This window comes from Streptomyces sp. NBC_01689, from assembly GCF_036250675.1.
Lineage (GTDB): Bacteria > Actinomycetota > Actinomycetes > Streptomycetales > Streptomycetaceae > Streptomyces.
This window is the reverse complement of the sequence record NZ_CP109592.1, coordinates 2,561,767-2,576,682: the sequence shown is the minus strand read 5'-3', so window position 1 is coordinate 2,576,682 and position 14,916 is coordinate 2,561,767. Positions and strand designations below refer to the sequence as shown.

General features: G+C 72.7%; 10 protein-coding genes. 9 read left to right on the top strand and 1 reads right to left on the bottom strand.

The features are described from left to right. The first annotated feature begins 91 nt into the window (after positions 1-91). The 9 genes from OG776_RS10955 (at position 92) to OG776_RS10915 (ending at position 14,008) form a co-directional block, all read left to right on the top strand. The gene (locus tag OG776_RS10955; RefSeq protein ID WP_148012939.1) at positions 92-1,024 is read left to right on the top strand and encodes a cyclase family protein; all 933 of its coding nucleotides are present in this window, start codon (positions 92-94) and stop codon (positions 1,022-1,024) included. A gap of 437 nt (positions 1,025-1,461) precedes the next feature. Beyond that, entirely contained in the window at positions 1,462-3,039 is a 1,578-nt protein-coding gene (locus OG776_RS10950; protein ID WP_329320341.1) for a GMC family oxidoreductase, read from the top strand. Then, positions 3,036-4,454 (top strand): DUF2252 domain-containing protein, encoded by a 1,419-nt coding sequence (locus OG776_RS10945; RefSeq protein WP_329326402.1) that lies wholly within the window; start codon positions 3,036-3,038, stop codon positions 4,452-4,454. Before OG776_RS10950 ends, OG776_RS10945 begins: the two co-directional genes overlap by 4 nt. A 13-nt stretch (positions 4,455-4,467) precedes the next feature. Next, a complete protein-coding gene (locus tag OG776_RS10940) occupies positions 4,468-6,291 on the top strand; it encodes a glycoside hydrolase family 15 protein (protein ID WP_329320337.1) in 1,824 nt (607 codons plus the stop codon). A 123-nt stretch (positions 6,292-6,414) separates the two neighbouring features. Further along, entirely contained in the window at positions 6,415-6,918 is a 504-nt protein-coding gene (locus OG776_RS10935; protein ID WP_148011197.1) for a hypothetical protein, read from the top strand. After that, positions 6,888-8,306 carry a hypothetical protein gene (locus OG776_RS10930; RefSeq protein WP_148011198.1) on the top strand — a complete coding sequence of 473 codons (1,419 nt, stop codon included), beginning with the start codon at positions 6,888-6,890 and terminating at the stop codon, positions 8,304-8,306. The genes OG776_RS10935 and OG776_RS10930 overlap by 31 nt, the downstream gene beginning before the upstream one ends. After that, positions 8,303-9,925 (top strand): vWA domain-containing protein, encoded by a 1,623-nt coding sequence (locus OG776_RS10925; RefSeq protein WP_148011199.1) that lies wholly within the window; start codon positions 8,303-8,305, stop codon positions 9,923-9,925. The genes OG776_RS10930 and OG776_RS10925 overlap by 4 nt, the downstream gene beginning before the upstream one ends. 145 nt (positions 9,926-10,070) lie before the next feature. Further along, positions 10,071-11,192 carry an ATP-binding protein gene (locus tag OG776_RS10920; RefSeq protein ID WP_329320332.1) on the top strand — a complete coding sequence of 374 codons (1,122 nt, stop codon included), beginning with the start codon at positions 10,071-10,073 and terminating at the stop codon, positions 11,190-11,192. Continuing rightward, a complete protein-coding gene (locus OG776_RS10915) occupies positions 11,189-14,008 on the top strand; it encodes a hypothetical protein (RefSeq protein WP_329320330.1) in 2,820 nt (939 codons plus the stop codon). Before OG776_RS10920 ends, OG776_RS10915 begins: the two co-directional genes overlap by 4 nt. 124 nt (positions 14,009-14,132) lie before the next feature. Here OG776_RS10915 and OG776_RS10910 read toward each other — a convergent pair whose 3' ends face one another. Beyond that, complete coding sequence (locus tag OG776_RS10910) at positions 14,133-14,897, bottom strand: YqjF family protein (RefSeq protein ID WP_148014761.1); 765 nt, start codon at positions 14,895-14,897, stop codon at positions 14,133-14,135. Positions 14,898-14,916 lie beyond the last annotated feature (19 nt).

The window sequence follows — 14,916 nt, the reverse complement described above, 5'->3', positions numbered from 1 at the left end:
GGCCTCGGACGCCCGGCCCCGCGTTCCGGGTGACCGGGAGGGCCCGGCGACTCGGCGTGCCGGACTCCGGGAGCTGTCGGATGGTGGGGACATGCGGACGTCCGACGAGCTCAGCGAGGCCGAATTCCGGTCGCTCCACCGACACCTGCGCGCCGTCGCCCCCGGCGCCTCCACACCCCGGGGCGCCCTGGACACGATCACCGAGGAGCAGGTGCTCGCGGCGGTCGCCGAGGTGCGGACGGGCCGTACGGTCTCGCTCGCCGCCCTGGTGGAGACCCGTACCGAACCCGACGACACCGATCCCGCCGAGCACCGGCTCACCGCTCCGCCTTACGGCAAACCGGCGCCGAGCGGCCTGGACTTCGCACGCGACCGCTTCGCCATGAACGTCCACGGCGACGCGGACAGTCACCTCGACGCGCTGTGCCACGTCATCTACGACGGCACCCTGCACGGCGGCCTGGCCGCGACGGACGCGCTGTCGCCGGACGGGGCGAGCGCCCTCTCCGTCGAGCTGGCGCGCGACGGAATCGTCGGACGCGGCGTGCTCCTGGACATCCCCCGGCTGTACGGACTCTCCTGGCTCGAACCGGGAACCGACGTGACCTGCGACGATCTGATCGCCGCCGAGGCGCGGCAGGGGATACGGGTGCGCAGGGGCGACATCGTCCTCGTCCGGGTCGGGCACCGCAGGCGCCGCGAGGAGCTGGGCCCCTGGGACGTGTCCCGCGCCCGCGCCGGACTGCACCCGACGGCCCTGGAGTTCCTGGCCTCGCGACAGGTGGCCGTCCTCGGCAGCGACGGCAACAACGACACGGCCCCGAGCGCCGTGCGGGGGGTCGCGTTCCCGGTGCACGTGCTCGCCGTCCACGCGATGGGGATGCAGCTCCTCGACTATCTGCGGTTCGAGGATCTCGCGCCGATCTGCGCGCGGGAGGGCCGCTGGACGTTCCTCTGCGTGATCGCCCCCCTCCGGCTGCCCGAGGCCACGGGCTCACCCGTCAATCCGCTCGCGATCCTGTGACGGGGTGAAGCCCGGCCCGCCGTGCCGGGCCGTCGCGGACGCCCGCACCCGCACCTCCCCGCCCGGCGTGTCCGGGCCGCATCCCCGCGCCCCCTCGTCCCGCGTGTCCGGGCCGCACCCCCGCGCGCGCCCTCGCCCTCACCGGGCTCGCGTCACCCGTACGGCGCAACGGTGCGGGCGCCGCCGGCGTCGCGGGCCCACCGGACACCGTGCGCGGGGGACCGCCGTGCGCGAGCACCGGGCTCACCCGACCGGCCCAACTCGCCGGGGCCACCGCCCGGGGATACCTTGGTCGTCGAGGAAGCCGTGAGCCGTCGAGGAGGTCGCCGCCGGCGGGACGGGATGTCCGTCGGCCGGACCGCGCGGCACGCGTCGGGTACTTCCCCCTCCCGAACCGCCCGGCAGGACCGGACCAAGTTCCGAGGACGGTGGCCGGCATGACCGATACGCACTACGACGTCATCATCGTCGGAACCGGCGCGGGCGGAGGCACCCTCGCCCACCGGCTGGCGCCCACCGGGAAACGCATCCTTCTTCTCGAGAAGGGCGGCTATCTTCCCCGGGAACGCGACAACTGGGATTCCACCGCGGTCTTCGTGAAAGGGAAATACCGGGCGCCGGAATTCTGGTTCGACAAACACGGCGAACCGTTCCCGCCCGAGATCAACTATTACGTCGGCGGCAACACCAAGTTCTTCGGCGCCGCCCTTTTCCGGCTGCGTCCCGAGGACTTCGGTGAACTCCGCCACCACGACGGCGTCTCGCCCGCCTGGCCGCTCGGCTACGACGAACTGGAGCCGTACTACACCCAGGCCGAGCACCTCTACCGGGTGCACGGACGGCACGGCGAGGACCCCACCGAGGGCCCGGCCGGCGCCCCGTACGCCCACCCGCCCGTCCGGCACGAGCCGCGCATCCAGCAGCTCAGCGACGACCTGGAGAAACAGGGGCTGCACCCCTTCCACCTGCCCATCGGGGTCGACCTCACCCAGGACGACCGGGGCGGCGCCGCGCACGGCAGCGCCTGCATCCGCTGCGACCGGGTGGACGGCTTCCCCTGCCCGCTCGGCGCCAAGTCCGACGCGCAGGTCGTCTGCGTCGACCCCGCCCTCGCCCACCCCGACGTCGAGTTGGTCACCCACGCGGACGTGCGACGCCTCGAGACCGACCCGGGCGGACGGACCGTCACCAGGGTCGTCGCGACGGTCGGTGACGGATCCACCCGGGAATTCAGCGCCGACATCGTGGTCGTCGCCTGCGGGGCCGTCAACTCGGCCGCCCTGCTGCTGCGTTCGGCCGGAGACCGGCACCCGCGGGGGCTGGCCAACAGCTCCGACGTGGTCGGCCGGTACTACATGCGGCACAACAACCTGGCCCTGATGGCGCTCTCCAGAGAACCGAACGACACCGTCTTCCAGAAGACCCTGGCCCTGAACGACTGGTACCTGGGATCCGACGACTGGGACCACCCCCTCGGCGGCATCCAGATGCTCGGCAAGTCCGACGCCGCGCAGATCGACGCCGAAGCACCCCGCTGGGCCGGAAACGTCACCCCCGACCTGCCGTTCGAGGTGATGGCCCGCCACGCCGTCGACTTCTGGCTGTGCGGAGAGGACCTCCCCGCCGCCGACAACCGGGTCACCCTGGACCGGGACGGCCGCATCCACCTGGCCCTCGACGAGAACAACAACACCGCCGGACTCGAGCGGCTGCGCCACAGGCTCCAGGGCATGCTCGGCCACCTGGGCATGCACGAGCATCACCTGCTGCCCCACAGCATCTATCTGCACAAGGGCATGCCCATCGGCGCCACCGCGCACCAGGCGGGCACGGTCCGCTTCGGCACCGACCCGCGCACCTCGGCCCTCGACCTGCACTGCAAGGCACACGACCTCGACAACCTCTACGTCGTCGACACGAGCTTCTTCCCGAGCATCGGAGCGGTCAACCCCTCCCTGACCGCCATCGCCAACGCCCTGCGCGTCGGCGACCACCTTGCGGAGCGACTGCGGTGAACTCCCGCCCCGCGGCCGGCAGCGGCACCCGGCACCGTACGCCGCGGGAACGAGCGGCCCTCGGCAAGGGCGCCCGCTCCCACGCACCCCGCTCCAGCCACGCCGAGTTCGAACCCAGGGCCGGGCGGCCCGACCCCGTGGACGTCATCGAGGCCCAGTCGGCGACGAGGGTGCCCGACCTCGTACCCATCCGCTACGGCAGGATGACCGAGTCGCCGTTCCGCTTCTACCGCGGCGCCGCCGCGCTCATGGCCGGGGACCTCGCCGACACCCCGCGCACCGGCATCAGGACACAACTGTGCGGCGACGCCCACCTGTTGAACTTCCGGCTGCTCGCCTCGCCGGAACGCCGCCTGATGTTCGACATCAACGACTTCGACGAGACACTGCCCGGCCCCTGGGAGTGGGACGTCAAACGGCTCGCCGCCAGCTTCGTCGTCGTGGGCCGGGCCAACGGCTTCAGCGCCAAGGAGCGCGCAGGTGTCATCCGGTCGACGGTGGGGGCCTACCGCGTATGGATGCGGCACTTCGCCGAGATGGGCAACCTCCCGGTCTGGTATGCCCAGTTCGACGAGAACTGGGTGTGGACGCACTTCATCCAGGACGTGAGCGCGCGGGCCCGCGACCGCTGGGCACAGTCGGTGCGCAAGGCCCGCACCCGCGACAGCCTCCAGGCCTTCGGGAAACTCACCCACCTCGTCGACGGGAAGACCCGCATCGCCGCCGGACCACCGCTCATCACCCCGTTCGCCGACCTGTTCGCGGACGTGGAACGCGGCACGCTGGAGAAGCAGATCCGCCGGATGATCGAACGGTACGGCCGGAGCCTCCAGTCGGACCGGCGGTTCCTGATGGAGCAGTACCGCGTCGTCGACATGGCCCGCAAGGTGGTCGGGGTCGGCAGCGTGGGAACCCGCTGCTGGGTGGTGCTCCTGCTCGGCCGCGACGACAGCGATCCGCTGCTCCTGCAGGCCAAGGAGGCGGACGAGTCCGTCCTCGCACCGTTCGTCGGCGCCGGCGGCCACCGGACGCAGGGCGAGCGCGTGATCTCCGGCCAGCGGCTGATGCAGGCCACCAGCGACATCTTCCTCGGCTGGGAACGGACGGAGGGCATCGACGGCAGCCGACGGGACTTCTACATAAGGCAGTTGCGCGACTGGAAGGGTATCGCCGAGCCCGACTCCATGGTCCCGGCCGGGATGCGCGCCTTCGGCGAGCTGTGCGGCGCCACCCTGGCCCGCGCGCACGCGAGGTCGGGCGACCGGATCGCCATCGCCGCGTACCTGGGCGCGGGCGACGTCTTCGACCGGGCCCTGGTGACGTTCGGCGAACGCTACGCCGACCAGAACGAGAGGGACCACCGGGCACTCCTGGAGGCCGTCCGCACGGGGCGGGTGACGGCCGAAGCGGCCTGAGGAGGAGACCAGCATGGACCGTTACCCGCCCATCGCCGACCACGGACTGATCGGGGACCTCCAGACCGCCGCGCTGGTCTCCTCCCACGGCGTGATCGACTGGTTCGCGGCCCCGCGCTTCGACTCGCCCAGCATCTTCGCGGCCCTGCTGGACCACGACGGCGGAGGTCACTTCCTGCTCGCCCCGGAGAACCCCGAGGGAACCTGGAAGCAGCTCTACTACCCGGACAGCGCCGTCGTGGTGACCCGCTTCATGTCACCCGACGGCGTGGGCGAGATCATCGACCACATGCCTGTCCTGCCCGGCCCCGCGCCGACCGACCGGCACAGCATCGTCCGCGTCGTCCGGACCGTGCGCGGCACCGTGCGCTTCACCCTGGCGTGCCGGCCGCGCTTCGACTACGGGCGGCTGCGCCACGAACTCGACCTGACCGCCGACGGAGCGACGTTCCGCGCCCCCGGAGTCACCGCCCACCTGCGGGCCACCATGGAACTCGAACGAGACGGACACGACGTCCGCGGCGCCGTCACCCTCGGCGACGGGGAGAGCGCGGCCGTGGTGTTCAGCACCTGCGCGCCGGGCGGTGAGGCGCCACCGCCCCCCACCGACGAGGGGATCTCCGAAGCGCTGTGGCGGAGCATCGACTTCTGGCAGCGCTGGGTGCGCACCTCGCGCTACCGCGGCCGCTGGACCGAGGCGGTGCACCGATCCGCGATCACCCTCAAACTCCTCACCTACGCCCCCACGGGCGCGCCGGTCGCCGCCGCCACCATGGGACTGCCCGAACAGGTCGGCGGAGAGCGCAACTGGGACTACCGGTACACCTGGGTGCGGGACGGCTCCCTGTCGGTGCGGGCGCTGCTCGACCTCGGCTTCGTGGAGGAGGCCACCCGCTTCACCCGCTGGCTCGGCGACCGGCTGGAAGCCGGGGAGGGCCCGGACGGCGAACCCCTCCAGATCATGTACCGGGTCGACGGCGACCCCCGGCTGGCCGAGGAGATCCTCGCGCACTTCGAGGGCTACCGCGGCTCCTGGCCGGTCCGGGCCGGAAACGCCGCCTCGGACCAACTGCAGCTCGACATCTACGGCGAGGCCATGTACGCGCTGTCCGAGAGCCGCTCGGTCGGCGAACAGGCCGGCTACCACGGGTGGAAGGGCCTGGCCCGGACCCTGGACTGGCTGGCCGACTCCTGGGACCGGCCCGACGAGGGCATCTGGGAGACCCGCGGCGGCCGCAAGGACTTCACCTACAGCCGGGTGATGTGCTGGGCCGCCTTCGACCGCGGTCTGAAGCTGGCGGCCGAGTTCAGCAGGCCGGCCGACACCGCGCGCTGGACCCGGGCCCGGGACGAGATCCTCGAACAGGTCATGGAGCGCGGCTGGAACGAACGGGAACAGGCCCTGGTCCAGCACTACGGCGGCGACGTCCTGGACGCCTCCCTGCTGCTCGCCCCCCGCGTCGGGTTCCTGGCACCCCGCAGCCCCGCCTGGCTCAACACCCTGGACGCGATGGACCGCGTCCTCGTCTCCGACAGCCTCGTCTACCGCTACGACCCCGAAGCCTCCCCCGACGGACTGCGCGGCAGCGAGGGGACGTTCAGCCTGTGCACGTTCCTGTACGTCGACGCCCTCGCCCGCGCGGGACGGCTCTCCCAGGCCCGCTACGCCTTCGAGAAGATGCAGACGTACGCCAACCACGTCGGCCTGTTCGCCGAGGAGATCGGCCCCAGCGGAGAGCAACTCGGCAACTTCCCGCAGGCCTTCACGCACCTCTCGCTCATCATGGCCGCGACCACCCTGGACGAGGCGCTCGACGAGCTCCACCTCCGCCGCTGAGGGCCGGACGTCCGGCCCCCGGCGAGGCCGTCGGGACCGGCGTTGTCAGTGGTCGCCACTAGGTTCGTCCGTGTCCCCGCCAGTGCGGCGCGGACACCTTTTCTGCGCGAAGGAGATGGTGAGTTGTCGGACTGGGAGTGGTCGAGCACGGCCCGGGTGACAGCACCCGCGCGGCCGCGCAAGCTCGCCAAGGTTCCGTTCGTCGAGCTGGCCGACGGACGCCTGCAGGGTGTGGTGTCCAGCGGCTCCGACATCGAGCGGGTCTACGTCTCGTCGGTCGCGGCGGGCACGTACACGTTCGCCTGCAGCACCAACAACAACCGGCCCTGCGGCGGGGCCCGCGGCGGGTTCTGCAACCACATCAAGGCCTTGATCAACGAGGCGGTCGTGCAGTACGGCGCCGACCGCGTGGCGCGCTACCTGAGAGCCGGGAGCGAGGACGGGGAACCGAGCGCGCAGTCCCTCACCGACGGCATGAGCGCCGCCGGCCCCGCGCAGGGCGACAGCAAGGCGGCCGCGCCCGTCTTCAGCCGCTTCCTGCGCCACCTGGCGTACCTGGAACTCGCCCCGACCACCGTGCCGTTGCCGGAGATGCAGTGGTTCCCGCCGACCAGGGCGGTGGCGTGATGCGTGCCGATCTGCTCGCCGGGACCGTCACCGGACTCGACGAGGCCTTGACGGCCGTCGACGCCTTCGACCGGGCGCTCGCCGGAGGACTGCTGCGCCCCGGCCCCGCCGAGGCCGCGGGTCTCACCGGGCTCGCGGACGCCGTCGCGGGAACACCGCTGGCCGCCAGGGTCGCCGAGGCGGCCGGGAAGGCGGCGGCCGGCGTCGCGAGCGAGGACGACTTCCTCGCCCTGGCCGCGGCCCGCGCCGCCCTGCTCGGCTCCGTCCACGACGCCCTCGTCGCTCGTGCCGACGAGGTGACGGGCCGCGACCGCGGCCGGGACACGGCCCCGCCGGACACCGGCCGGCCCCCCGCGAACCTGCTCGCCGCCGCCCGCTCCTGGCTGTCCGACCTGGCGCGCTGCGGATGGCGGGGCATCGACCACGAGACGGTGTCCGGGGCGGCGCACGTCGTCTCCGCGATGCTTCCGGACCCGGGGCTGCGCCGTCAGGCGACGCTGCTCGACGGCTTCGCCGCCGAACTCGCCGCGTCCTGCCCCGGCGCGTCCCTGGACCGGGTTCCGTCGCGCCGCTGGGGCGACCTGTGGTCACGCGCGATGCTGCTGACGCTGCCCGGCGCCACCGGGACGGCCCCGGCCGGCACCGTCACCGGAAGACTGCTTCCGCTCGGCGTCGACGTCCAGGAGCACGCGACCGCCGTACAGGCCCAGGTGCACGCGGTGTTCGAGCCCGCCGACGGCACCGCGCCCCGGCTGGTGCGCGCCGCCGTCTCGGTGCCGAAGCCGGACACGGTCGTCGGAGCGGGCCTGTGGCAGCTGCTCCGGCCGCACATGACCTTGCTCGCGGCCGTCGGCGAGGGCCGCGCGATGGACCTCAGCGGCATGCCGGTGACCGCCGAGGGAGACCTGCTCTGGAGCGACGCGCACGCGCGCCCGGCGGAACCGGCGGACGCCTTCGCCACCGCCCGCGTCGTCCTGCCCACCGCCACCGAAGCGGCGACCGCGCCCCTGGACCGGCATCCGGCGCGGATCGCCGTCCCCGTGTTCCTGGAGGGCTACACGGCGCGGGAGACCGACGGCGTGCTGACGTTCACCGTCGCGGGACACCCCCTCGCCGTCGACACGGACCGCATACCCGCGGCCGGTCCCCTCACCCCCGAGGCCGTCGCGGCGTCCGGGGCCTGCATCGGACTGCTGCGCTGGGACGCCGGGACGTTCGGCGTCCAGCCGCTGGCCGTCGAGACGACCGTCCGGAAGAAGGCCGTCGTGCTCCACGCCGGGGGATGGGCCGGCGGCACCACGGACAAGGCCGGTCTCCGGGCCGAGAAGGCCGCCACCGACGCCGTGGCCGTACTGCGCGAACGGGCCGGAAGGCTGCTGCGGAAATGACCGAGCGGACGAGCGGACACCCCGCCGATCACCTGGCCGGCGTCACGGCCGATCACCCGACCGCCCCGAAGGCCGAGCCGGAGGGCACGCCCGGCACCGCACTCGGCACCCCGCCCGGAGCGGACCCGCACGACAACCGGCGGCAGGCGCTGTACTGGCGGCTCCTCGCCCGGCTCTTCGACCACGAGGAACAGGCCGCGCTCGAAGCGGCGAGCCTCGCCGTCGTCGAGGACATCGGACTGCCCTCCGCCCTGCTGGACCCACGGGCCTCCGTCGACTCGATCGTGCAGCGCCACCCCGGACTGGCCGCCGAGTTCGACGGTCTGATGGCGTCCGGCGCCGGACCCGCGCCCGACGCCGGTTCCGCCACGGGCCCGGACGGCGAGGCCGACGCCGGGGGAGCGGGCGACCCGGAGCGCGGGTTCGACGGGAGCGCCGGGCACGAGGACGGCCGTGACCGGGCCGCCGAGGTACGCCGGGCCGCCCTGGTCTCGAAGGTGCTGCTGAACGTCTTCGCCACCGGCTCCGGCGCCGTCAGCGCGGGACAGCTGGCCCGCTGGCAGTCGGACGCGGGCTGGCTGGAGCGCGCTCTCGGCTGCAGGCCGGGTGACCTGCGCGGCGGCCGCGCGGCGGGCGGTGCGCCCGCGGGCCCTGCCGGCTCCGGTCCCGGAGCGGGCCCGGACGGGACCGGCGGCCACCGCCCGACGCCCGACCTCAGCCGGCTGATCCCGGCGATCGGCCCGGAACTGGGCGACATCGAGGCCGACCTGGTCCGGCGGATGCGTCTGCGCGAAGTACTCGCGGACCCCCGCCTCGCGGCACGACTGACCCCCAGCATGTCGCTCATCGAGCAACTGCTGCGCGACAAGGACAACCTCTCGGGCCTGGCCCTGGCCAACGCCAAGTCCCTGATCCGCCGCTTCGTCGACGAGGTCGCCCAAGTACTGCGCACCCAGGTGGAGAAGAGCCAGGTCGGCGCCCTGGACCGCTCCGTCCCGCCCAAGCGGGTGTTCCGCAACCTCGACCTCGACCGCACGATCTGGCAGAACCTCACCAACTGGAGCCCGGCGGAGGAGCGGTTGTACGTCGACCGCCTCTACTACCGGCACACCGCCCGCAGGACGACACCCCAACGGCTGATCGTCGTCGTGGACCAGTCGGGATCGATGGTCGACTCGATGGTGAACTGCACCATCCTGGCGTCCGTCTTCGCCGGGCTGCCGAAGGTCGACGTCCACCTCATCGCGTACGACACCCAGGCGCTCGACCTCACACCATGGGTGCACGACCCCTTCGAGACCCTGCTGCGCACCAAGCTCGGCGGCGGCACCGACGGCACGGTCGCCATGGCACTGGCCCAGCCGAAGATCGCCGAACCGCGCAACACCGTCGTCGTGTGGATCTCCGACTTCTACGAATGGCGGAACGAGGAGCTGTTCCGGAGCATGACCGCCGTGCACCGCTCGGGGGCCAGGTTCATCCCCGTCGGATCCGTGACCAGCTCCGGGCGCGGCAGCGTCAACCCGTGGTTCCGCGAGCGCTTCAAGGACCTCGGCACTCCGGTGCTCTCCGGCCACATCCGCAAGCTGGTCCACGAACTCAAGACGTTCCTCGCTTAGCGCCCAGCGCCCAGCGCCCAGCACACAGCGCCGAGCGCCCGTCGGCCGCCGGGCACCGCGCGCCGGTGCCCGCCGATCCCCTGGGCACGGACCCGTGCCCCCTCCTCGTACCCCTGACCCCGCAGACCTTGAGAAAGGCCTCCACATGTCCGACCTGTTGCGCGCCCCCGCCGAGATCAAGTACGCCGAGGAACTGGACTGGCTGGAGTCCGTGGACGACAACCCCAAGCCCTTCTCCTGGCGGCTGTCCCCGAAGATGGTCCGCCTGTTCGTCCTGGGTTCCGAGCGCTCCGACGGCCTGGACCGGGAGATCTCCCCGAAGTGGTTCGGTGACCGCAGCTTCGTCGAACGCTCGATCGTCACGCTCGCCTCCGACCGGGGACTGCTGCTCATCGGCGACCCCGGCACCGGGAAGAGCTGGCTCGCCGAACTGCTGTCCGCCGCGATCTGCCGGAGCTCCACCCTGGTCGTCCAGGGAACGGCCGGCACCACCGAGGACCACATCAAGTACTCCTGGAACGTCTCCATGGTCATCGCCAAGGGCCAGTCCCGGGAGTCGATGATCCCCTCGCCGATCATGACCGCCATGGAGACCGGGGCGATCGGCCGTTTCGAGGAACTCACCCGCTCCACCAGCGACGTCCAGGACGCGCTGATCTCCATCCTGTCCGAGAAGTACATCTCGGTTCCCGAACTCGACAGCGACAGCAGCGACAGCATCGTCTTCGCCAAGCCCGGCTTCTCGATCATCGCCACCGCCAACAGCCGCGACCGGGGCGTCAACGACCTGTCCTCGGCGCTCAAACGCCGCTTCAACTTCGTCCGCATCCCGGTGGTCACCAACAAGAAGAGCGAGGCGGAGATCGTCCGCTTCCGCACCGAGGAACTGCTGCGCCGCCACCACATCGAACTGGACGTACCGCCCACCCTGCTCGACGTGCTGCTGCAGAGCTTCGCCGACCTGCGCGCCGCGGCCGCCGCGGCCGGCAGCGACGACGAGAAACTGGAGTCGGCGCTCTCCACGGCCGAACAGATCGGCGTGCTCGAGGACGCCGTGCTGCACGGCGACTTCTTCGGCCGGCGCGCCCTGACCGCCCGCACCCTGGCCTCCTCGCTCGTCGGGTCACTGGCCCGGCGCGAACCCGAGGACCTCGCCATCCTCAACAAGTACCTGCACGGCGTCGTCGAGCCGCGCAGCAGGGAAGAGGGCGGACACTGGCCGGAGTTCCTGGAGGGCGGCCGCGACGCGATCGCCACCCTGTCATGACCGACGCCACCGAAGGCACCTTCACCGCCCTGCGCGGCCAACTCCAGGAAGCCGCCGCCACGTTCGCGGACGGTCCCGACGCCCTGGAGGGCATCCTCCTCGGCCTCGTCGACGACGTCGACCGCGCGGTGCGCGAACCGCTGGAGATCTTCCCCGTCTGCCACCACTCACCGGCCTCGGCGATCGCGATGGCGCGGCGCCTGCGGGAGAAACAGCCGAAGGTCGTGTACCTGGAGCTGTGCGAGGACATGGCGCCGCTGCTCACCGAACTGCGCAACTGCCGGCTCCCCGTGGCGGTCCAGGCGTTCGCGACCGAGGTCGACGGCTTCCCGGCCGAATGGTCCCCGCTCTCGGTGGTCGCCCCGGTCACCGAGGCCTCCGCCGAGTACCAGGCGATCGCCTACGCCCTGGACACCCCCGGCGTCGAACTGGTCCTCGTCGACCGTTCCTCGGACCACGTCTTCCAGTGGGACGAGCGCGGGACACGCGACACGGACCCCGCCGACCCCGACGCACCACCCGCCGAGGAGGAGGCCGCGCTGCACGGCGACGCGGTCGGCGTGGAGCTGGGAGACCTCCGCCCGCGCTTCGCCGAACTGGAGGAGCACCTGCTGCGCCACGGCCGGGTGCGGCACTGGTCCGAATGGTGGCACCAGTACGTCGAACTGCCCCTCGGCGACAGCGACCACGACACCTACCGCCAGGTCATGCTGCTGATCGGCAGCCTCTTCCGGCGGCTCGCCCCCGGCGACTCCCACCGGGTCCGGGTGGACGAGGACCGTGAGCGTCACATGTGGACGAGGATGCGTGAACACCTCGCGGCGACCGGCACCGACCCCGGGGACTGCCTCTACGTCTGCGGCGCCTTCCACGCGGCCAGCCGGGTACCGGAGTTCGGCGTCCACGGCACCGACACCTTCGTGATCGGTCCGCGTACCGCCACCCGGTGGCAGCACGGTCTGATCCCGTCCAGCCACGCGGCGATCGAGGCGCAGTTCGGCCTCGCCGCCGGGTCGGTGTCGATCGCGGCGACACTCTGGGCGAAGAACGTCGGACGCACCCGCGTCCGGCCCTACCGGCTGGCCGGACAGTCCGGCGCCGGCACACCGCGGGCCAGGAGGACCGCCGCGGCCACTCCCGCGTCGGCGCTCCCGTCCGCGGACCGGCTGAGCGGCTTCCTGCGCCGGCCGCCCGTCCTGGACCCGCTGGACGAGGCCGAGCTGCTCGGCTGGTCGGTGGAGGTCGTCCGCGCCGCCCGCCGCAACGGCTACCTCGCCTCCACCGCCGACGCCATCGCCGTCTTCGAGACGTCGATCCTGCTGGCCGGGATGCGCGACCGGGCCAGGCCGACGCCGTACGACTTCCAGGACGCGGCGGTCACCTGCATCGAGAAGGACACCGTGCCCGGCCGCCGGGACGTACGCCACATCGTGGCGATCATGATGGGCGGCGACCGGATCGGCCAGGTCGGCTACGACGCGCTGCCGCCCCTGGCCCGCGACGTGCACGACCGGCTGGCACCCCTCAACCTCAGACTCCAACAGCGCGGTGTGCAGCGGGCGTTGCTGGACCTGGCGGGCCACCCCGAACTGGAACGCTGTTCGGACGTGCTGTGGATGCTGCGCCGCCTGCTGCCGCAGGGCGCCGCACGGCCGATCATGGGCGAACGGAAGCTGGGGGAGCGGTCCATCCAGGAGTCGTGGGACCTGGCACTGGGCACCCACCAGCGGGCGCTCATCGAACTCGGCTACGAGGGCGTCAGCATCGAGCAGGTCCTCGAACAACGGCTGCGCCGCACGGCGTACGCCCCGGCCGCCACCACGGCGACCGTCCTGGAGGCCGTCGAGGACGCGACGCTCCATCTGCGCGGCCGCCGCCTCCCCGACGAGCTGGGCACCCACGCCCTGCGGGTGCTCTCGGCCGAACGCGGTGTGGACGGCGCGCCGGAGGTGCTGCGCCGGGTACGGCGGCTGCTGGCGTACTACCGCACCGGCGAGCCCGTGCTGCCGCCGTGGATCGAGTCGTTCGTCAAGGCCGGGTACGCGCACTACTGCACGCTGCTGCCGACGGCGTTCACCGACGAGGACGCCACCGTGCGTCAGGTCGCGGCGATGCTGGGCTTCCTGTTCAGCATGGAGAGCCTCGCGCTGTCGCTGGGCTGCGACCGGACCCAGCTGGAACTGGCGGTCGCCCAGTCGCACCCGCGCGACCCGGCGAGGACGGCCCTGCTGTGGGCGGCCCAGACGCAGCTCGGCCGCCTCACCCGGGCGGACCTGCGGGCGAGGTGCGACGAACTGCTCGGCAACCCCTTGGCGGTGCCCGCCTATCCGCGTTACCTCAGCGGCTTCCTGCACGCCCTGGAGCCCGTCCCGGCCCTCACCGACTTCGTCGTGGAGGCGGTGTCGAACGCCTTCGGACGGCTGCCGGACCCGGTGCTGCTGCCGTGGCTGCCGACCCTGGTCACCAGCCTCCGCTCGGGCGGCGCCGAACTGGCTCCGCTGCTGATCCGCGAGGCCGGGCGGATCTTCCCCGGGCGCCTCGCCGCCCTGGACGCGTGGGTGCCGCCGTGGCGGGCGCGGCCGGAGCCGGCGGCCGCGGCCGCGGTAGCGGCAGGGCACGGGAGCGTCGGTGGCGCGGACGGCGGCGGGGGACAGGCCCTGCTCGCCGCCCACCCGGTGACCTGCGACGCGGTCGCGGCCCTGCTGGGCTGCGAGGGGACCTGGCGAGCGGCGGACCCCGGCCCCGCCGGCGCCGCACTGACCGCACTCCATCCCGACACGGCGGTGGCCCTGGAGGAGCTGCTGAAGAGGGCCTGACGCGCCGGAGGTGCGCGGGGCAGGTAGAGCGGGGGGAGGGGGAGCAGGGGGGGGAGGTAGAGGGGGGGGAGGGAGAGAGGGAGCAGGGGAGAGGGAGAGGGGAGCGGGAAGGGGGCTGGGGTGGTCAGGGCGTCGGCAGGCCCGCCGGCCGGAGCGGGCTGCCGAGCCGGACCCGCACGCCGGGCGAGTACAGCACGCTCACGGGCTCTCCCAGCGGCGTGGGTACGCCCGCAGCGGCGAGGAGGTTCTCCTCGCACGCGAGCAGCCGGGCGCGGTGGAGGGGCCAGCCGGGGTGGTCGTTGGGAAGGTATCCGACCCTGCCGGCGAAGGCGTTGTGCATGCCCCAGCGGGCGGTCAGGAAGTGCTCCAGCTCGCTGGGCTCCCGGATCGGGTCACCCTTGCGCAGGACGATCCGGCTGTACGCGCCACGCGGTCCCGGCCAGCGCCGCGAGCTGGTGTAGGTGATGACGTCGTCCTGCGCGCGGACGCTCATACGGGACCACACGTACGGCAGCCGGAAACCGGCGCGGGCCATCAGTACGGGGACCAGCCGCGCCGCGTCCAACGACCGGAAGACCACACCCCGCCGCCCGTGCGCGTCCACCGAGTAGAGGCGCACGTTCGTCTCCGGGAACGTCCCCAGGTACGGCACCCCGGGGGTGCGGAGCCATCCGACGCGGTGCATCCGGAACGCGACCAGGCCGACGTAGGTGACGTCGTCGAGCACGTCGGGGACGGTCCCGGCGGGCAGCAGGCCGGCGACGGTCTCGGGGGCCACCGCCCAGTGGACGAAGGCGAGGTCGAGCCATCGCTGGGTGAGCAGCGGTCTGGGCAGGGCCCTCGGCGGGTCGGGGGTGACGGGCTCCGGTGGCTGCGGTGTGATCGGCACCCGGTCAGCTTCGCAGAGG